Source organism: Bradyrhizobium sp. RDI18 (genome assembly GCF_043203335.1).
Classification (GTDB): Bacteria; Pseudomonadota; Alphaproteobacteria; order Rhizobiales; family Xanthobacteraceae; genus Bradyrhizobium; species Bradyrhizobium retamae.
This window is the reverse complement of sequence record NZ_JBICRN010000008.1, coordinates 4907202-4925574: the sequence shown is the minus strand read 5'-3', so window position 1 is coordinate 4925574 and position 18373 is coordinate 4907202. Positions and strand designations below refer to the sequence as shown.

Sequence of the window (18373 nt, the reverse complement as noted above, 5' to 3'; positions counted from 1 at the left end):
GCGAGGGCACGGGTGCCGCGCGGAAGAACGTGCCACCCGTCGCGATCAGGCATTGCGAAACAGCGTTGATATCGTCCGTGTGTGACGGTGAGGGAGAAGCATGTCCAATCTGCTCGATCTGCTCGTGGCAGGCCTTGCGACCGGGGCGATCTATGCCCTTGTCGCCGTCGGTTTCACGCTGCTGTGGCAGACGTCGCAAACCATCAATTTCGCGCAAGGCGAATTCGTGATGCTGCCGGCGTTCCTGATGCTGGCGGTAATGCATGCGGGCGCGCCGTTCTGGCTCGCCATCATCCTTGGCATCCTGCTGTCGCTGCTGCTTCTGGGGCTCGGCTTCAAGCTGCTACTGGTGGATCCGATGCTGCGGCACGGCGTGCTGCCACTCGCGATCGCAACCATGGCGCTCGCGATCGGCATGAAAGAGGCGGTGAAGCAGTTCTTCAGCGCGGAGGCCTCGCCATTCCCCTCTATCGTGCCGGCCGGTGATGTCTGGATCCTCGGCCGCGTGGTCTCGTTGCAGAGCCTTGGCGTGCTCGCACTCGCGATCGCCGTGGTGATTGGCCTGACCGCGCTTTTGAACCGCACGTCGATCGGTCACCAGATGCAAGCGACCGCACAGAATCCGACGGTTGCCCGCATTATCGGCGTGCCGGTCGAACGCATGATTCTGCTGACGTTCCTGATCAACGCGTTTCTGGTGGCCTTGGCGTCGCTGCTGATTACGCCGATTTATCTGGCGAAGTTCTCCTCCGGCGAAGTGCTTGGACAGGCGGCTTTCATCGCGGCGATCGTCGGCGGCTTCAACCAGGTGCGCGGAGCCATTGCCGGCGGGCTGTTGATCGGAGTCGTCGACAATCTGGCGGCGGCCTATGTATCGACGCAGTACCGTGCCGCGGTGCCGTTGATCCTGCTGATCGTCATCATCCTCTTCCGTCCGCAGGGGCTACTCGGCCGGCCCGAGGAGCGCACCGTATGACCGCAGCAGGGAAATATTGGCGCATTGCCCTCGGCGTTGCCGTCATCGCGGCACTGATTATCGTGCCGATGAATTTCAACCGCTATGGCCTTTACATCCTGAGCCAATGGGCTGTCATGACGATTGCCGCAATGGGGCTCAATCTGACGCTGGGATATGCCGGCCAGGTTTCGCTGGCGCAGGGCGCCTTCGTCGGTATCGGCGCCTATGCGGCGGCGATCATGACCACGCAGGGCATGCCGCTGATTGCGGCGCTCGGCGTTGCGATCGTACTGTGTTTTGCGATCGGCTGGATCCTCGGCTATCCGGCGCTGCGCGTGCAGCACCATTACCTTGCCTTCGTGACGCTGGCGTTCTCGACACTGGCCTTCCTGGTGTTCCGCAACGAGGACTGGCTCACCAAGGGCATCTACGGCATCTCCAATATTCCGCGGCCGAATGTCATTGGCTTCGCGACCAACCGGCCGCTGCCGTTCTATTATTTCTGCCTCGGCTCGCTCGGCATCGTCTCGCTGGCGATGTGGTGGCTGATCCGCTCGCCCTGGGGCCGCGCTTTCGTGGCGCTGCGCGAAAATCCGGTGCGGGCGCTATCGCTCGGCATCGACACGCGCCGCTATACGCTGATGGCGTTCGCAATCGGGTCGGCGCTGGGCGGCGTCGCCGGTACGCTCTATGCGCCGTTGACGCAATATATCGATCCGGTTCCCTTCAACCTCTCGCTCTCGCTTGACTTGTTGATGATGGTGATCGTCGGCGGCTCCGGATTCTTCTTCGGGCCGTTCCTCGGCGCAATGATTGCGGTGCTGCTGCCGGAATGGCTGCGCTTCACGCAAGGCTACTATTTGATGCTCTATGCGGTCGCCGTGATGTTGCTCCTGATTTATTCGCCGACCGGCATTCTCGGCATCCTCGATCGCTATCTGACCGAACGTCGCACCAAGGCGGCGTCCGCCTTGCGGGCAGTGGCTAAATCCCGGCTGGAGACGGCGCCATGACCGCAGTTCTCGAAGTCAGCAACATCAAGAAGAGCTTTGGGGGCATCAAGGCGGTCGACGGCGTCAGCTTCGACGTGCAGGAGGGCGAGATCCTCGGGCTGATCGGCCCGAACGGGTGCGGCAAGTCCACGCTGTTCAACTGCATCCTTGGGCAACTCACGCCGACCGATGGCGAGGTGAAGGTCGACGGCAAAACCGTCACGGGATTGCGGCCGTCCGAACTGAATCGTCTGGGCGTCAGCCGCACCTTCCAGCTTCTGCAGGTATTCCCGAAACTCTCGGTGCGGGAAAACCTGATCCTCGCTGGCCAGGAGCATCAGGGCAACATGGTGTCGCGGCTGTTCGGCCCCTCCGATGGCGGGCTGAGCGCTGCGGCCGACCAGATGATCGGCTTCTTCAAGCTCGACCATCTCGCCACCGAAGCCGCAGGCGGGCTGTCGTACGGCCAGCAAAAGCTGCTCGACGCCGCGATGGCGTTCATGGGTGGCCCACGGCTTGTGCTGCTCGATGAACCGGCCGGCGGCGTCAACCTCACCATGCTCGGGGATCTCAAGGAACGGCTGGCCGCGATCAACCGCGAGAAGCGCGCTACCTTCGTCGTGATCGAGCACAACATGGAATTCGTGATGTCGCTTTGCACCCGCGTCATGGTGATGGCGGAAGGCAGGCTGCTGGCGATGGGCACGCCTAGCGAAGTCCGCGCCAATCCTGCCGTCATCGAAGCCTATCTCGGCCACTAAAGGGATCGATCCATGAGCGATGCCATCCTGGATGTTCAAGGCCTCATCGGCGGCTATGGCAAGATGACGATTCTCAACGGCACCAGTTTTTCCGTGCCGGCGGGCTCCATCACCACCGTGATCGGCCCGAACGGCGCTGGAAAATCCACCGTGTTCAAGGCGATCTTCGGCCTCTTGAAGCTGCGTGAAGGCAGGATCGTATTCAAAGAGCGGGACATTACCGGGCTGAGCCAGCGCGAATTGCTGACGTCAGGCATCTGCTACGTGCCACAGGGACGCAACATCTTCCCCGAATTGTCGGTGCGCGACAACATCCAGCTCGGCGCCGTCGTCGCTGGGCGGGACATCACCGATCTGCCCGCGCGGATCGAGGCGGCGCTCGACAAGTTTCCTGCGCTGCGCAAAAGAGCCGCGCAGCAGGCGTCCACGCTGTCGGGCGGCGAGCAGAAGCAGCTCGAGATCGTCCGCGGCCTGCTGCTCAATCCGCAACTGGTGCTGATCGACGAGCCCTCGATCGGGCTGTCGCCGCTGATGGTGCAGCAGACCTTCAACATGCTGAAGGAATTGCGCGACCGCGGCGTGTCGATCCTGATGATCGAGCAGAATGCGCGCTCGGCGCTGGAGATTTCTGATTACGGCATCGTGCTCGAACTCGGCCAGACCCGACTCGTCGACAAAGCGGAGCGGGTGCTGAACGATCCCCGCATCGGGCAATTGTTCCTGGGCGGCGCCATGACGGAAACTGCAGCATGAACCAGCGCTCGATCGCTACCGTTTCGCTCAGCGGCGCACTTGACGAAAAGCTGCGTGCGATCGCCGCGGCCGGATTCGACGCCGTCGAGATCTTCGAGAACGACCTGCTGTCGTTCGCAGGCAGTCCGCGCGACGTCGGCCAGATGTGCCGGGATCTCGGGCTGTCGATCTGCGCCTTCCAGCCATTTCGCGACTTCGAGGGCATGCCGGAGCCGCAGCGAGGGCGCAACTTCGCCCGCGCCGAGCGCAAGTTCGACCTGATGCAGGAGTTGCAGACCGACTTGATGCTGATCTGCAGCAACATCTCGCCGGCCTCGATCGGTGGCATCGACCGCGCGGCGGCCGATTTCCGCGAACTGGGTGAACGGGCCGCCGCGCGAGGCTTGCGCATCGGCTATGAGGCGCTCGCCTGGGGACTTCACGTCAACGATTATCGTGACGCCTGGGAGATCGTGCGGCGCGCCGAGCATAAATCGATCGGCATCATCCTCGACAGCTTTCACGCGCTGGCGCCGTCGTTTCCGACGCTGCCGATTCAATCGATTCCGGCAGACAAGATCTTTCTGGTGCAGCTCGCCGACGCGCCGAAGCTCGGCCTCGACGTTTTGTCCTGGAGCCGGCATTTCCGCTGCTTCCCGGGGCAGGGTGACCTGCCGGTTGCCCGCTTCGTGGAAGACGTGCTCGCCACCGGCTATGCCGGCCCGCTGTCGCTGGAAATATTCAACGACCAGTTTCGCGCCGGCTCCGCGGTGCGCACCGCGACCGACGGGCTGCGCTCGCTGATCCTGCTCGAGGACGACGTCCGTAGCGTCGCCTCGAGCGCTCCGGCAAAGCCACTGCCACCGAAGGCGCGCAGCCGCGGCGTCGGCTTCATCGAATTCGCCGTCAGCGAAGAGAAGGCCAGCGACCTCGCGGCGCTGTTCGGCCAACTCGGCTTTCGCAAGACGGGTGCGCATCGCAGCAAGGACGTCGAGCGTTGGTCGCAGGGACGTATCGATCTCGTGATCAATTGCGAGCCTGATAGCTTTGCCCATTCGCATTTTGTCGCGCACGGTCCCGGGGTCTGCGCTATCGCTGTTGATGTCGATGATGCCGGCAGCACCATGGCGCGCGCCGAAGCGCTGCAGGCGCGCACCTTCTATCAGCCGGTAGGGCCGGGCGAGCTTGAAATCCCGGCGATCCGCGGCGTCGGCGGCAGTCTGCTGTATTTCCTGGAGGAGGCCGGCAAGAACTGGGATCTCGATTTCGAGCCGCTGCGTAGCGATGCGGCCGGCGACCAACTCGATGCGGTCGACCATATCTCGCAGTCGATGCCCTATGACGAGATGCTGTCGTGGCTGCTGTTCTACACAGGCATTCTCGATCTGGAACGCCTGCCGCAGATGGAGATCGCAGACCCGGTCGGGCTGGTGCAGAGCCAGGCGTTGATCAATGGCAATCGGAGCCTGCGCGTCGTGCTCAATGGTTCATCGGCCACCCGCACGCTGTCGGCCCGCTTCATCCACGAATTCTTCGGCTCCGGCGTCCAGCACGTCGCGTTCTCCTGCCGCGATATCTTCGCCGCGGTCGCCGACATGCGCTCGCGCGGTGCGGACTTCCTGAAGATTCCCGACAACTACTACGACGATATCGAAGCCAAATATGGCCTCGACGCCGCGACCATGGCCGCCCTTCGCGACAACCAGATTCTGTACGACCGTGAAGGTGAGGGCGAATTCTTCCAGGTCTACACCCACGCGTTCGACGAGCGGTTTTTCTTCGAGATCGTCGAGCGCCGCAACTATCACGGCTTCGGCGCCGCTAACGCTGCGATCAGGCTCGCGGCCCAAACCCGGGAATCGCGGCCGCTGACCATGCCCAAGGCGTGACACTTCGGGCTGGAAAACAAGAAGACTGAAAAGGGGAGCGAGACGATGTCGATCAAAGGTAAGGGAACTCGTGCGGCATTACTGCTCGCCGCCTTCGGTTATCTGACGCCGGCGCTGGCCGATTCGCTTTCCTGTGATGACGGCATCAAGTCCGCCTTTCGTCCCGACGCCGACACAAAGGTCGTCGCGGTTCGGCTGGTGAAGAAGGGCGAGGAGCTGAAGGCGCCCGACGCGCCGCAGCCGGTGACGGCGGCGGCCGACCTTTGCCTTGTAAAGTTGCTGGTCGGCCCCGGCGCTACGGCGGAAAAGGACAGCAACGCGCGCTCCTATTCCGAAGGCATCGGCATCGAGGTCTGGCTGCCGACGCACGCCAACTGGAACGAGCGCATCCGCAACTATGGCGGCGGCGGATGGGTCGGCGGCGGTCATCGCTATGCCGACAAGATCGGCAGCAAGGTGCCGGCGATCGTCAACGCCAATATCGGCTACGCGTCTGGCACGACGGACGCGGGTCAGCCCTGGTATCAGGATGGCTCATTCGCGTTTCTGTCCAACGGCAAGATCAACGTGGAAGCGCTTCGCGACTTCTCTGTGCGAGCGATGGTGGAGCAGGCCGTCAAGACCAAGGCGCTGGTCAACCTCTATTACGGCAAGACGCCGAAGTATGCCTATTACGACGGCCATTCGCAGGGTGGCCGGCAGGGCATGAAGCTCGTGCAGGAATACCCCGAGCTTTACGACGGCTACATGATCGCGCAGCCGGCGCTGAACATTGCAAAATTCGGAACGGCGGGACTGTATCCCCAGATCGTGATGAAGACCGAGCTCGGCTTCACGTCGGCGAACAAGATCGAGGCCGCAGCCTTTGCCGCCAAGGTCGCCGCCGCCAACAAGCGCGCGGTTGCGGTCTGCGACAAGGCTGGCCTCGGCTTCCTGCTCGATCCCTTTGCCTGCGATTACAATCCCGCGCGCGACGCCGAGCTGCTGTGCGCGCGCGAGGCCGGCGAGGGTGTCACCGGAAATAACGCCGACGCCGCGACCTGCATGAGCCTCAAGGAAGCAAATGCGCTGAACCGTATCTGGTACGGCGCCACCAGCGATGGAAGCTTCGATACCGCGCAGAGCACCGACGCACGATCCGGCAAATCGCTCGGCAAGAACCAGCTCTGGTGGGCATTCACCAAGAGCACCGGCATCGGGACCCTGATCACCAGTGCTTCCGCCTACGGTGTCGCGTTGGCGCTGCAGGATGTCAGCTACGCGCCCGATGCGAGCACGGCGTCGTCAGGCGAACCGATCACGAACGGCTCGACCAATGTACGCAACAAATGGATGGAGCTGGATTACGCCGGCCTCGCCGATGCCGTGAACAAGGGCGTGGCGTTGCAGCCGACGCTGTTCAGCGACCTCATCACGGACAAGGCGGACCTTGGCAAGCTTCGCGATCTCGGCCGCAAGGTCGTCGTGTACAGCGGCCTGGTCGACGATGCGATCCCGCCCGCCGGCAACATCAATTATCATGAGCGCGTGGTGGCGGCGATGGGCGGGCATGCCGAGGTGCAGAAGTTCATGCGGATGTATTTGCTGCCGGGTTCGGCGCACAGCTCGCAAGGTCGGGCCTATACCGTCGGCGGCAAGAACGACACCGTACCGCTGCCGAAACTGCCTGGTAACGCCAACCAGACGCCGACGCGTGAGCAGGACCAGTTCTTCACAGCGCTGGTAGATTGGGTCGAGAAGGGCAGCGCGCCAGGTGAAATCATGCTGACATCGCGCGACAAGAGCCTCAGCCATCCCGTCTGCGTCTATCCGCTGCGGACAATGTGGAGCGGCAATGGGGATGCTAAGCAGGCGGCAAGCTATAGCTGCCGGTAGCTGTCCTTGCGCCGCCGGGAATTATCCGAGGTCTCGCCCGCTTACGACGTCGTCGTGATCGGCGCCGGAGCCGCCGGGATGTCGGCTGCGCTTTTTTCCGCCATTCGAGGCGCGAAAACGCTGCTGGTCGAGAAGACCGGGTTTGTCGGCGGTACCTCCGCGCTGTCGGCGGGATCGATCTGGATACCCAATACGCGCCATGCATCGGCCGCCGGGGCGACCGATAGCGCGGCGAACGTCGAAAAATATCTGCAGCAGATCGTCGGAAACCATGCCGAAGTCGCGCTGCGCGCAGCCTTCCTGAAGGCGGGTCCCGCGGCAGTCGAGGTCCTGGAAAATCATTCCGAAGTGAAGTTGCGGGCCTATGTTCGCCATCCCGACTATCGCTCGGAGCTTGAGGGCGCGGTAGTCGCTGGGCGCGCGCTGGAGCCGTTACCGTTCGACGGGCGGTTGCTCGGTGAGGCGTTCAAGCTGATCCGTCCGCCGCTGCCGGAGTTCACGCTGCTTGGCGGCATGATGGTCGACAGGACCGATATCGGTCATCTCTTGTCATCGACGAGGTCCGTCAGATCGTTGTGGCACTCCACCAAGCTCTTTGCGCGTTACGCGCGCGACAAAGCGAGCCATGGCAGGGGCACACGGCTCGTGATGGGCAATGCGCTGGTCGGCCGGCTTCTGTATTCATTGATCCGTCAGGACGTGGATATCCTCACCGGTGCATCGCTCGCGAAGATCATCCGGGAACCCGACGCTCCCGTTACGGCCGCGAATTTGACCTCGGAGGGAGTATCGCGCGAGATTGGCATCAACGGCGCGCTGATTCTGGCGGGAGGCGGGTTCAACCGCCATGCCGGACGGCGGCTCGCGTCACTTGGAATTGAAGCCGGCTGGTCGTCCGTTGCGCCGGGCTCGATCGGCGATGCGCAGGACCAGGCCCTTGAGATCGGTGCGCGTCTCAGCGAGCGCGACGTCAGCCCCGCATTCTGGGCGCCGGCATCGATCCGTCGGCGGCGCGACGGATCACAAGCGGTCTTTCCGCACTTCGTGCTCGACCGTGCCAAACCGGGGACGCTGGTTGTCGACAGCAACGGGCGCCGGTTCGTCAACGAAGCGATCTCCTATCACCAGTTTGCGCTGGAGATGCTGGCGAAGGGAAAATCGGCCATCCCGGCGTTCCTGATCGCGGATGCGGTTTCAGTCCGGAAATATGGTCTTGGCATGGTGCGGCCTGGTGCCTGGGGCGCTAGAACTGCTGTCGCCGACGGCTATCTGACCGCCGCCGACACTATCGAGCACCTTGCGCTGCGATTGAGCATCGATCCCATTCAATTGCGCGAGACGGTCGACAAGATGAACCTGTATGCGCAAACTGGTCGTGATCCTGAATTCGGCAGGGGAAGCACGGTGTATCAAAATCACAACGGTGATGCGTCTGCGGGCGGGGCCAATCCCAACCTCGGCCGCATCGCGATCGCTCCCTTCTACGCGGTCCGGCTTTATCCTTCCGATATCGTCGGCACCTCGTCCGGACTTGTCACGGACGAGGCTGCCCGCGTTCTAGAGGCCGGCAATCAGCCGATTGCCGGCCTCTACGCTTGCGGCAATGACATGCAGTCGATCATGGGCGGAACCTACCCCGGACCGGGGATCACGCTCGGACCGGCGATCGCGTTTGCCTACATCGCGGCGTCGGACGCCGCTCGGCGCGTGAGTGTCGAATGATGCCGTCGTTTTCGCTTGCCGCGCTTACCGCGCTCGAACTTGCACCACCCGAATTGATCGACGTCGCCGCCGCCTGCGGCTACGACCACGTCGGACTCCGTCTTCTGCCTGCGATGCCCGGGGGCGTTGCCTATCCGCTGATGGAAGATGACGCGGCTTTGAGGAAACCATCGCGCGGCTGGCTGCGACTGGTGTGACCGTTGCCGACCTGGAAGTGGTTGCCATCCGGCCGGAGACGGAAATAGCGGCGTTCTCGGCGTTCTTCGAGGCCGGTGCGCGCCTCCGCGCCAAGCATGTTCTGGTCGCCGCATACGATCCCGACCTGGACCGGTTTGCGGATCGCTTTGCCGGCTTTTGCGAGGCTGCTGCGCCCTATGGATTGACTGCGGATCTCGAGTTCATGCCGTGGACCAGCGTGCCTGATCTTGAGACTGCCAGACGAATTGTCGAACAGGTTGCGCAAGCAAATGCCGGGGTTCTCGTGGATGCCCTGCATTTCGACCGGTCGCAAAGTTCGGTCGGCGACATCGCAACCATCCCCACCGGCAAACTTCACTACTGGCAATTATGCGACGGGCCATCCAAGCGGCCGGCGACATCAGAGGAAATGATGCACGCCGCTCGAAATGAGCGGATGTTTCCCGGAGAGGGTGGCCTCGATCTTGTTTTGCTGGCACGAGCCATGCCGCCGGATATCGCAGTTAGCATCGAGGTCCCGACCGCGACGCTCGCGCGGACGGTGGGTGCTGAGGCGCGGGCCCGGCGCGCGCTCGAAGGGGCAAGGAGCATTGTCGCGGCGGCAAGGTACTCCCGGAATTCGGGTTGACAATCGCTCGCAGTTATATAATATATTAGTTATATAACTGCTGTGAGATATTCGATGTCAAACCTCGACGCCGCCTTTTCCGCGCTGGCTGACCCGACACGCCGGGCGATTCTGGCGCGCCTCGCGCTGGGTGAGGCCACCGTCATGGAGCTGGCCGAGCCGTTCGAGATGACGCAACCTGCCATCTCCCGACACATCAAGGTGCTCGAAGGCGCAGGTCTCATCCTCCGCCGGGTCGAAGGCACGAAGCGGCCGTGCCGGCTGGCTCCAGCAGCCGTTGCCGAGATCGACCAATGGCTCGGGATGCTGCGCCATGCCCTGAGTGCGAACTACAACCGGTTGGACGACGTGCTGGCCGAAATGAAAACCCAGGAGTGAAAGGCAATCCCATGAGCAAGTTGACGCTGAAGACCGAAGGCGACACCCACGTCGTGGTTACCAGGCGGTTTGCCGCCACGCCGGAGGCGGTGTTTCGCGCGCACACCGAGCCGGCGCTGATCCAGAAGTGGCTGCTTGGTCCGGAAGGCTGGACGATGCCGGTCTGCGTCAACGAGGCACGCTCGGGCGGCAAGATCCGCTACGAATGGAGCGACGGCAAGGGCGGTGGCTTCCACCTGACCGGCGAATTTATCGAGGTGGTGCCGTTCAGCCGCCTCGTACATATCGAACGGATGCATCTGCCGGACCCGACACCGGATAATCATGTCGAAACCAACTTCGCGCCGGACGGAGCCGGCACCTTGATGACCATGCGAATGACGCTGCCAGATGCTGCGACGCGGACCACGATGCTGGCGACCGGCATGGAGCAGGGAATGGAAGCGAGCTACGCCCGGCTCGACGCGCTTTCAGTGTCGGAGCGGCCGTAACGCCGGCGCTCCGAATGGCAGCCCTACTCCATCACCGCATGACCCGGCGCGGTCGACTGCTCGCGCAGCGTCGCCTTGGTCGAGCCGATCATGATGGCGAGCGGGATGGCGCAGGCGGTGAAGATCATCACGAGCTGGTAGTCATACGAGAACGCGATGATCTGCGCCTGTACTTTCACCATCATGTCCGCCATGGCGCGGCCCTTGTCGGTGGCGAGATCGATCATGCCGCGCACGGCGGGCATCTGCAGGGCGTGATTGAAGGGGTTGATGTGTTCCGAGAGGACGGCGTAGGTGTAGCGCGTGCCTTGCGTCAGTTGCGAGATCACGAGCGAGATCCCGATCGAGCTGGCGACATTGCGCATCAAGGTCAGCATCGAGGTGCCGTCGGTGCGCAGATGATTGGGTAGCGTCAGGAATGCCACCGTGGAGAGCGGCACGAACACCAGGCCGAAGCCAAAGCCCTGGACCACGCTGATGATCACGATCTCGGTTGCGCCGGTCTGGTCGGTCCAGCCGGTCATGTAGAACAGCGACAGGCAGGTGATGCCGAGCCCCGAGACGATCAGCGTCCGCGCTTCGATATGGCGCATCATGCGGCCGACCAGCATCATCGCCACAAACGTGCCGCAGCCGCGGCTTGCCAGCAGAAGGCCCGCGGTAATGATCGGATAGCCGATCACGTTCTGCAGGAACGGCGATGACAGCGCCATGGTCGAGAACAGCACCAGCCCCATCACGGCCATGAATACGCAGCCGCCGACGAAATTCTTGTCCTTGAACAGCGCGAACTGGATGAACGGATGCGACGTGGTTAGCGAATGCGCCAGGAAATAATAGAAGGCGACCGCTGATATGATGAACTCTGCAATGATCTCGTTGGATTCCAGCCAGCCGAGCTGCTCGCCGCGGTCGAGCGCGAGCTGCAGCGCACCGATGGCGATCGCCAGTGCGGTGAAGCCAAACCAGTCGAACCGCAGCTCAAGGTCCTTCTTGGTCTCGTCCATGAAGATGACGAGGCCAAGCACGGTGATAATGCCGAACGGCAGGTTGACGAAGAACACCCAGTGCCAGGAATAGGTTTCCGTCAGCCAGGCGCCGAGCGATGGGCCCATGATCGGCCCCATCATCACGCCCATGCCCCAGATCGCCATCGCCTTTGCACGCTCGTGCAGCGCGTAGGAATCGAGCATCACGGCCTGCGACAGCGGCACCAGCGCCGCGCCGAACACGCCTTGCAGCAGACGAAACACCACCATCTGGCCGATGTCCTGCGCCAATCCGCATAACACCGAGGCGATCGTGAAGCCGGCCGAACAGATGATGAAGATGCGTTTGCTGCCGAAGCGGTTGGCGATCCACCCGACCGGCGCGGTCATGATCGCGGCGGCGACGATATAGGACGTCAGCACCCAGTTGATCTGGTCCTGCGACGCGGACAGCGTGCCCTGCATGTAGGGCAGCGCGACGTTGGCGATGGTGGTGTCCAGCGCCTGCATGATGGTCGCCGTCATGGCGCAGATCGTCACCATGTTCCGGCGCAGGCCGGGAACGGATGTCGATGGCTGGCCCGGCGTCGCCATGGCGCTAATCGTGGTCCTGGTTCGCCGTCGCCGGCGACAGGCCGAGCAGGGCCGACAGCGAGCGCCGATGGTTGGTGTCGATGGTGGCGTAGACGCTCATGCCGGCCTTCAGCTTGCGGACGAATTTGTCGTTCTTGTCGAAATAGATCCGCACCGGCACGCGCTGCACCACCTTGACGAAATTGCCCGACGCGTTCTGCGGCGGCAGGATCGCAAACTGCGCACCGGTGCCGGGCGAGAGCGAGCCGACCGTGCCCTTGAACGGGTGATTGGGGAACGCATCGACCTCGAGCGTGACGGACTGGCCGACCGCGACATAGGTGAAATCGGATTCCTTCGGGTTGGCGTCGACCCACGGGTTCGAGGTGTCGATGATACTGAACACCGGCGTGCCGGCCGTGACGAAGCGGCCGAGCTGGATCTGCTCGACCTGGGTGGCAATGCCGGCCATCGGCGCGCGCATCACGGTGTGGTCGAGATTGCGCTGGGCCTGGTCGAGCGCTGCCTTGGCCTGGGCGTAGGGCGGGAATTCCTCGAGCGGCAGATCGGGATTGCCGAGCAGTTGGGCTTTTGCGGTCGCGATCTTCTGCTGCAGCAACTGATACTGCGCGCTCGTGGTGACGAGGGCGGTCGACGCGTTATCGAGGTCGAGCTGCGAGCCGAAATTGTTCTTCACCAGCGCCGACTTGCGCTCCACGTCTCGCCGCTTCAGGTCCATGCCCTGCTGCGAGAGTTCGCTCATCTGGCCATAGATTTTCAAGTCGGCGATCAGATTGTCGTAGGTGACCTTGGTTTGCGCGAGGTTGGCCTTGGCCTGCGCCACCGCGAGGCGGAACGGCACCGGGTCGATTTCGAACAGCACGTCGCCTGGATTGACCTGCTGGCCTTCCTTCACCACGACTTTCTCGATCTTGCCGGAGATGTCGGGCGTGATCAGAACCTTCTGCGCGCCGACATAGGCATCGTCGGTGGTCACGTAGCGGCCGCCGTTGAGATAGAACGTCACGCCGGCGACCAGCGCAACCAACGGCAACACCACCAACAGCAGAAAGCGCCGGTAGCGCCGCATGCCGGCCATCAGCCGGCGGCGCGGCTCGGCCGCGAGTTTCGGCCGCGACGGCGCCGCGGGGGCGCCCTTCTGCTCCGGCGGGAATTTGAGGACCGGATCAGCCATAGCGCTGCTCCTTTCTGGGAGGTTCGCCGGCCGGATTCTGGATCGCGTTGCGAACGTTTTCCTTGATCAGATCGAGTTGGTCGAGCAGGCGGTGGGCGTCGGCGGGATTGATGCCGTCGAGCGCGGTCGCCGTCAGTTCGAGCGAAGCCCGGCGAGCTTGCCGAGCAGCGGCCGCGCGGCTTTGCGCAGATAAAGGCGGTTGACGCGGCGGTCATTCTCGTCGCCGCGGCGTTCGATCCAGCCATTGTCGCAGAGCTTGTCGATCAGCCGCGTCAGCGTGATCGGCTGCATCTCCATCAGTTCGGCAAGTTCCGACTGCTTGAGGCCCTCGGTGCGCTCGACCTTGGCCAGCACGGCCCATTGCGCACGGGTGATGCCATAGCGCGCCGCCTGCCGGTCAGCATAGGCGCGCACCATCCGTTGCACCTCGCCAAGCGTAAACAGGAAGTTCATGTCCACGGAACCGCGCATGCGCCCAAGCCTCCATAAGCCTGCAATACAATAAGCTTGCTTATGAATTCTGCACGGTGAGTTAATAATGGCCTGATCCGCTTCCAGCACATGGCTGGGAGCCAATGCATGCGCGGGCTTTAGGATTGGCCCTCAAACTGGTACAAGGCGTGATATGAGCCTGACAAAGCCGACATTTCCTGCGCCCGGCCATGATCACGGCCGCTGCACTGCGGACGCGATCGCGCATGCCGAACAGGTTTGCGCGCGGCGGGCGCAGAAATTTACCCCGATCCGGCGTCAGGTGCTGCAAGCGCTACTGTCGAGCCATCGCCCGCTCGGGGCCTATGAGGTGATCGACGAGCTCGCCAAATCGATGCCGCGGCCGGCGCCGATCACGGTCTACCGCGCGCTCGATTTCCTGATGGAGAACGGCCTCGTCCACCGCATCGAGAGCCGCAATGCGTTCCTTGCCTGCGCGCATGATCATGACGAGACCTCGATGGTGGCGTTTTTGATCTGCGAGCTCTGCGGCTCGGTCGGCGAAATTCCTGCGGCCCCCGTGGCGCAAAGCCTCAATGCGGCGGCGCGGGCCTCCGGATTCGCGCCAAAGCTCTCCGTCGTCGAGATCGCCGGCATCTGCGCGCATTGCCAAAAATAAGAAACGGCGCCAAGCCGGCCACGAGGAGAGATGTCGTCCAAGCCAGTAGAACCTTCCGCCGGGCGTGCGCTCACCCCGGGCGCCATCGCCTTGATGCTGATGTTGTGCCTGAGCTGGGGTTTCAACCAGATTGCGGTGAAGCTAACGCTGCCCGATGTGCCGCCGATGCTGCAGGCCTTGATCCGCTCGGCCGGCGCGTTGCCGGTGATGCTGCTGGCCGGTTGGCTGCGCGGCGTAAAATTCTTCGAGCGTGACGGCTCGCTCGGTCCCGGCCTGCTCGCGGGCACGTTGTTCGGTATCGAATTCGTCCTGATCTTCAGCGGGCTGGTGTTCACATCGGCGTCGCGCGCCGCCGTGTTCCTGTACACCGCACCGTTCTTCGTCGCGCTCGGCTCCTACCAGTTTCTCGGCGAGCGCCTGAGCATGATGCAATGGGGTGGGCTGGGTCTCAGCTTTGCCGGTGTCGCGCTGGCAATCGGCGTGCCGCAGGCAAATGTCGACGCAAAAGTGTTGCTGGGCGACCTGCTGGTGGTCGGCGGCGGCGCGCTGTGGGGCGCGACCACGCTGATCGCCAAGGGCACGAAACTTCGTAACGCGGCGCCAGAGAAAGCGCTCGGCTATCAGGTGGCCGTATCGATCCCGATCCTGGGCTGCGCATCCCTGCTGTTCGGCGAGAAGATCACCCACATGCCGGGCGTGCTGTCGATCTCGTTGTTGGCTTATCAGGCGATCTGGGTGGTGGGCTGCACCTTCGTGCTGTGGTTCGCGCTGGTGAAGACCTATTCAGCCAGCAAACTGTCGTCGTTCACCTTCGTCACGCCATTGTTCGGCGTCGTCGCCGCCTATTTCATCCTGCACGACACGCTGACGATCGCCTTCGGCATTGCCGCGGTACTTGTCATCGCCGGGCTCTATCTCGTCAACAAGCCGGATCCGAAGGTGGTGCCGGATCCGAACGTGCCGGCGTGATCTGCCATAACACACCCGTTCTGCGCCAAGCTATGCGGAATAACCGCGCCCAATCAGGCAAAGGTTTCGGAGCGCTCACGAGATGTGTGGATATGTTTCGCCGGAATAGATGGCGAATGCCTTGGCCGCCGCTGCGAGCTGTTGCTTGGAAATATTGTAAGAGCTGGCAAACTCGATTTGCAGCTTTGGACTGACTTCACCAAAAAACGAAGACATGTGCCCAGGTACTGCCTGTGCCGCTTCGGGATGGAGAAGACAAAAGGCAAGCTCCTGCGCATCTAGCTGCTTGCTATGGGGCGCATTAACCGTCGTTAATACCAAGGCAGGGCTCATTTTTCACCTCTAAGCCTTAGATTGACCTGACAAGAACCGTTGTCAACGGCCTACTAAGCGTTCCATGAACGAACCCTGAGGGACGCAGTTACCCCGTAAGGACGCAGTTACCCCGTCTCGATCGGCAGCGACGCATCCTTGGCCCATTCGCCCATCGAGCCATCGTAAAGGGTGAGGTTGTCGTAACCGAGCTGGTAGAGCAGGAACAGGTCGATCGTCGCCGAAATGCCGCCGCCGCAATAGGCGACCACGCGCTTGTCCTTGGTGATGCCCTGCGCGTTGAACTTGGCTTCGGCCTCCGCAAGCGGCACGAAGTCCTTCGTCTTGGGATCGAGCAGCGTCGCGGCCGATACATTGCAACTGCCAGGTATGCGGCCGGGTCGGCCGTAGCGGCTTGGCTCGAGGCCCTTGTGAAACTGCGGACCGAGTGCATTGACGACGACCGTATTGCGCTCCGAGGAGGCCGCGAGCGTCTCGTGCTTGTCGACGAAAAATCCGCGCCTCGGCTTCGCCGTGAAGGTCGCTGGCGGATATCCCCTTGCGGGCCCCGTTTCGAGCGGGCGTCCTTCGAACTTCCATTTATCGAGACCGCCGTCGAGCACTGAAGCTTTCTCGAATCCGAGCGATTTGAGCATCCACCAGAACCGAGTCGCCCACATCGGCGTGCCAATGCTGTACAGCACCACGCGGCTGCTAATGGACACGCCGTGATCACCGAACGCCCGTTCGAGCCGCGCCACATCAGGCATCATGAAGCGAAGTTCGGTATCGGGATCGGAGAACTCGCGCTGCAGGTCGAGAAAATCTGCGCCCGGAATATGGCCGGCTTCGAAGCTGTGCCGGCCGGGCACGGTGAGATAGGGCAGACTGGAGCCTTCAGGGGCGGGTTCGAGGTAGGTGGTGCAATCGAACAGGCGCAGATCGGGTTGGCTGAGAATGTCAGTGAGTTCCGCCGTCGTGATCAGCTCGTTTCGCGCCGGCATACCCACCTCCCATTATTTATGTTTCGGCGATGCTAGGGCCCGCATCGGGCCATGAAAAGGCGCCAGACGCATGCTCGCCCTTTCAATTCGGTGATTCCGTCCAATATAGCGGTTAACGAAAGACTGAGGTCTTTTGCCCTGCTTTTGGTCGCTGCGGCTGACCTAAGCTGTTGAACACACAAGATAAAAATCCGCTATGTGACAAGGCGCACACTGCCTTCGCCGCCCCCTTGGTACATGTCACCAAAACCTGATATTCGAGGCCCCATGAACAAGCCCGAAATAATCCCGCAAGACGACATCGCCGGCCCGAAGGCCCGGCACAAAACCACACAGGTCATGGTCGGCAATGTTGCCGTCGGCGGCGGGGCGCCGATCGTCGTGCAGTCGATGACCAATACCGACACCGCCGATGTCGAAGGCACCATCGCGCAGGTCGCGGCGCTGTCGCGCGCCGGATCGGAGATGGTGCGCATCACGGTCGACCGCGAGGAAGCTGCTGCCGCCGTTCCGCACATCCGCGATGGGCTGCGCAAGCGCGGCATCACCACGCCCCTGATCGGTGACTTCCATTATATCGGCCACAAGCTGCTCGCCGAATATCCGGCCTGTGCCGAAGCGCTCGACAAGTATCGCATCAATCCCGGCAATGTCGGCTTCAAGAACAAGCGCGACACGCAGTTCGCCGACATCATCGAGATCGCCAACAAGAACAACAAGCCGGTGCGTATCGGCGCCAATTGGGGCTCGCTGGATCAGGAACTGCTGACCAAGCTGATGGACGAGAATACGGCCTCGGCCAACCCGCGCGATGCCCGCGCGGTAACGCGCGAGGCCATGGTGCAGTCGGCTTTGCTGTCGGCCGCCCGCGCCCAAGAGCTCGGCATGGCCAAGAACCGCATGATTTTGTCGGCAAAAGTTTCCGCCGTGCAGGATCTGATCGCAGTCTATCAGGAGCTGGCGCGCCGCTCGGATTACGCCATCCATCTCGGCCTCACCGAAGCCGGCATGGGATCGAAGGGCATCGTGGCTTCATCCGCCGCGCTCGGCATCCTGCTGCAGGACGGCATCGGCGACACCATCCGCATTTCGCTCACGCCCGAGCCCGGCGGCGACCGCACGCTGGAAGTTCAGGTCGCGCAGGAATTGCTGCAGACCATGGGTTTCCGCACCTTTGTGCCGCTGGTCGCGGCATGTCCGGCTGCGGCCGCACCACCTCGACCACATTCCAGGAATTGGCGCGCTCGATCCAGGATTTCATCCGCGAGGAAATGCCGGCCTGGAAAACGCAATATCCCGGCGTCGAGCAGCTTAACGTCGCGGTGATGGGCTGCATCGTCAACGGCCCGGGCGAATCCAAGCACGCCAATATCGGCATCTCCCTGCCCGGCACCGGCGAAGCGCCGGCCGCGCCCGTGTTCGTCGACGGCAAGAAGTTCCGCACCCTGCGCGGTCCGACCATTGCCGCCGATTTCAAGGCGCTGGTGATCGATTATATCGACCAGCGTTATGGCAAGGGCAGCAAGACGCCGGTGACCGCGGCGGAGTAAGGCTATCTCTGCCCGTCGTTCCCCGCGAACGCAGGGACCCATATGT

At 62.7% G+C, this 18373-nt stretch carries 17 protein-coding genes and 2 pseudogenes; 14 read left to right on the top strand and 5 right to left on the bottom strand.

Annotated elements, in window-relative coordinates; genetic code table 11:
- Nucleotides 1-100 precede the first annotated feature (100 nt).
- Genes ACFXS9_RS32920 through ACFXS9_RS32870 form a run of 11 tightly spaced genes read left to right on the top strand, consistent with a single transcriptional unit; the run spans nt 101 to nt 10624 of the window.
- Nucleotides 101-976, top strand: a complete 876-nt coding sequence (locus ACFXS9_RS32920) for a branched-chain amino acid ABC transporter permease (protein WP_065746554.1) — start codon at nt 101-103, stop codon at nt 974-976.
- Nucleotides 973-1971, top strand: coding sequence for a branched-chain amino acid ABC transporter permease (locus ACFXS9_RS32915; protein ID WP_392696383.1), 999 nt, complete (start codon nt 973-975; stop codon nt 1969-1971). Before ACFXS9_RS32920 ends, ACFXS9_RS32915 begins: the two co-directional genes overlap by 4 nt.
- Nucleotides 1968-2711: an ABC transporter ATP-binding protein gene (locus ACFXS9_RS32910; protein WP_392696380.1), complete on the top strand. Its 744-nt coding sequence runs from the start codon at nt 1968-1970 to the stop codon at nt 2709-2711. Before ACFXS9_RS32915 ends, ACFXS9_RS32910 begins: the two co-directional genes overlap by 4 nt.
- 12 nt (nt 2712-2723) lie before the next feature.
- Nucleotides 2724-3464, top strand: a complete 741-nt coding sequence (locus ACFXS9_RS32905; protein WP_392696377.1) for an ABC transporter ATP-binding protein — start codon at nt 2724-2726, stop codon at nt 3462-3464.
- The gene (locus ACFXS9_RS32900) at nt 3461-5332 is read left to right on the top strand and encodes a bifunctional sugar phosphate isomerase/epimerase/4-hydroxyphenylpyruvate dioxygenase family protein (RefSeq protein ID WP_392696374.1); all 1872 of its coding nucleotides are present in this window, start codon (nt 3461-3463) and stop codon (nt 5330-5332) included. Before ACFXS9_RS32905 ends, ACFXS9_RS32900 begins: the two co-directional genes overlap by 4 nt.
- Before the next feature lie 45 nt (nt 5333-5377).
- A complete protein-coding gene (locus ACFXS9_RS32895; RefSeq protein ID WP_392696371.1) occupies nt 5378-7207 on the top strand; it encodes a tannase/feruloyl esterase family alpha/beta hydrolase in 1830 nt (609 codons plus the stop codon).
- A 6-nt stretch (nt 7208-7213) separates the two neighbouring features.
- Nucleotides 7214-8929: an FAD-dependent oxidoreductase gene (locus ACFXS9_RS32890; RefSeq protein ID WP_392696368.1), complete on the top strand. Its 1716-nt coding sequence runs from the start codon at nt 7214-7216 to the stop codon at nt 8927-8929.
- Nucleotides 8926-9126, top strand: coding sequence for a hypothetical protein (locus ACFXS9_RS32885; protein ID WP_392696365.1), 201 nt, complete (start codon nt 8926-8928; stop codon nt 9124-9126). Before ACFXS9_RS32890 ends, ACFXS9_RS32885 begins: the two co-directional genes overlap by 4 nt.
- Complete coding sequence (locus ACFXS9_RS32880; protein ID WP_392696362.1) at nt 9123-9755, top strand: sugar phosphate isomerase/epimerase family protein; 633 nt, start codon at nt 9123-9125, stop codon at nt 9753-9755. The genes ACFXS9_RS32885 and ACFXS9_RS32880 overlap by 4 nt, the downstream gene beginning before the upstream one ends.
- A gap of 54 nt (nt 9756-9809) precedes the next feature.
- A complete protein-coding gene (locus ACFXS9_RS32875; protein WP_392696361.1) occupies nt 9810-10133 on the top strand; it encodes an ArsR/SmtB family transcription factor in 324 nt (107 codons plus the stop codon).
- Between the two features lie 11 nt (nt 10134-10144).
- Complete coding sequence (locus ACFXS9_RS32870) at nt 10145-10624, top strand: SRPBCC domain-containing protein (RefSeq protein ID WP_392696359.1); 480 nt, start codon at nt 10145-10147, stop codon at nt 10622-10624.
- 23 nt (nt 10625-10647) lie between these two features.
- Here ACFXS9_RS32870 and ACFXS9_RS32865 read toward each other — a convergent pair whose 3' ends face one another.
- From ACFXS9_RS32865 to ACFXS9_RS32855, 3 genes and pseudogenes are all read right to left on the bottom strand, one after another.
- Nucleotides 10648-12207 (bottom strand): DHA2 family efflux MFS transporter permease subunit, encoded by a 1560-nt coding sequence (locus tag ACFXS9_RS32865; protein WP_392696357.1) that lies wholly within the window; start codon nt 12205-12207, stop codon nt 10648-10650.
- Between the two features lie 4 nt (nt 12208-12211).
- Nucleotides 12212-13381 (bottom strand): HlyD family secretion protein, encoded by a 1170-nt coding sequence (locus ACFXS9_RS32860; protein ID WP_392696355.1) that lies wholly within the window; start codon nt 13379-13381, stop codon nt 12212-12214.
- Nucleotides 13374-13852 (bottom strand): annotated as a pseudogene (locus ACFXS9_RS32855) (MarR family winged helix-turn-helix transcriptional regulator). Before ACFXS9_RS32855 ends, ACFXS9_RS32860 begins: the two are co-directional and overlap by 8 nt.
- A 154-nt stretch (nt 13853-14006) precedes the next feature.
- Here ACFXS9_RS32855 and ACFXS9_RS32850 point away from each other — a divergent pair.
- A complete protein-coding gene (locus tag ACFXS9_RS32850) occupies nt 14007-14492 on the top strand; it encodes a Fur family transcriptional regulator (RefSeq protein WP_392696352.1) in 486 nt (161 codons plus the stop codon).
- 30 nt (nt 14493-14522) lie between these two features.
- Entirely contained in the window at nt 14523-15461 is a 939-nt protein-coding gene (locus ACFXS9_RS32845; protein WP_392696350.1) for a DMT family transporter, read from the top strand.
- A 75-nt stretch (nt 15462-15536) separates the two neighbouring features.
- Here the strand turns inward: ACFXS9_RS32845 and ACFXS9_RS32840 are convergent, their stop codons facing one another.
- Together ACFXS9_RS32840 and ACFXS9_RS32835 are read right to left on the bottom strand one after the other, a co-directional pair.
- Nucleotides 15537-15794 carry a hypothetical protein gene (locus ACFXS9_RS32840; protein WP_392696347.1) on the bottom strand — a complete coding sequence of 86 codons (258 nt, stop codon included), beginning with the start codon at nt 15792-15794 and terminating at the stop codon, nt 15537-15539.
- Nucleotides 15795-15901: 107 nt separating this feature from the next.
- Nucleotides 15902-16777, bottom strand: a complete 876-nt coding sequence (locus ACFXS9_RS32835) for a sulfurtransferase (protein WP_392696344.1) — start codon at nt 16775-16777, stop codon at nt 15902-15904.
- Nucleotides 16778-17044: 267 nt separating this feature from the next.
- Here ACFXS9_RS32835 and ispG point away from each other — a divergent pair.
- Nucleotides 17045-18327, top strand: a pseudogene (gene ispG / locus ACFXS9_RS32830) (flavodoxin-dependent (E)-4-hydroxy-3-methylbut-2-enyl-diphosphate synthase).
- Nucleotides 18328-18373 lie beyond the last annotated feature (46 nt).